The organism is Desulfamplus magnetovallimortis (assembly GCF_900170035.1).
Lineage (GTDB): Bacteria > Desulfobacterota > Desulfobacteria > Desulfobacterales > Desulfobacteraceae > Desulfamplus > Desulfamplus magnetovallimortis.
Genome location: NZ_LT828613.1, coordinates 1 through 844, shown reverse-complemented (window position 1 = coordinate 844; position 844 = coordinate 1). Strand labels below are relative to the sequence as shown.

2 protein-coding genes are annotated in these 844 nt (G+C 37.1%); both read right to left on the bottom strand.

The window, feature by feature from the left end:
* Positions 1–58 precede the first annotated feature (58 nt).
* Positions 59–370 carry a nucleotidyltransferase domain-containing protein gene (locus tag MTBBW1_RS27265; protein ID WP_080810156.1) on the bottom strand — a complete coding sequence of 104 codons (312 nt, stop codon included), beginning with the start codon at positions 368–370 and terminating at the stop codon, positions 59–61.
* A 90-nt stretch (positions 371–460) separates the two neighbouring features.
* A partial coding sequence (locus MTBBW1_RS27260; RefSeq protein WP_186441761.1) for a PD-(D/E)XK nuclease family transposase occupies positions 461–844 on the bottom strand: 384 nt, incomplete at its 5' end.

Here is an 844-nt window from a genome sequence, read left to right as displayed (position 1 = left end):
CAGAAGGACATTGGTTGAATCTAAGTTTTCTTTAGCATATCTTAACCAGATTCTTGTTTCATCTTTCAAATATAATATCTCCAGTTTTTATATGTTCCAGAAAACTGCCTTTTGCGTAAAAATGAATAGGAACGATATCATATGGAATAGTTGGGAGCAAACCTCTCAATAGCCTTCTGTATTTCATCGATAATGGTAAATAGTCGTTGCTGCTATTTTGAAATACCGCAATATCAATATCATTCGGCATATCGGATTCAAGAAAGGAACCAAAAACAACTATCTTTTGAACTTCTTCTTCAGAAGATAGGATATCTTTGATTCGTTTCTTAATCATATTTTTTTCATTTATTGATAGTTTACAGGTCATCCAAATTCCGTCTCCGTCAGAAAATCCACACGGTTATGTTTGTCGTCCGGAGGAAAAAAGGGACAGATTTATTTAAATCCACAAATCCGGTCAAAGAATAAAAACTCTGCAAGATATGCTCCGCATTAATATAAAAATATCACTCACTTTTGGATCAAGGGGCTCTCTGTTGTCCTGAAAGGTTCCAAGGAAATAGCTCCATTTTTCAAGATCAGTTCCAACTTTCAAACCCTCTCTATCACTCAAACAGATCTGAAACTTCTTTAACTCAATATAATACAGGTGCCAGTGATTCGCCAGGGGTTTATACGTTCGGGTATTGAGCATGGCATACTGATGAAACCACCACTTCTTATCTGCATCGCTCTTGAAGAGGGTATCTACAAGGATATGGATGCCGTAGCAAGGTGTAAGCTGGTCGTAATTCACCAGTTCGTTTTTTTCCAGTTGATCACGGTATAGTCCGGCAAGATT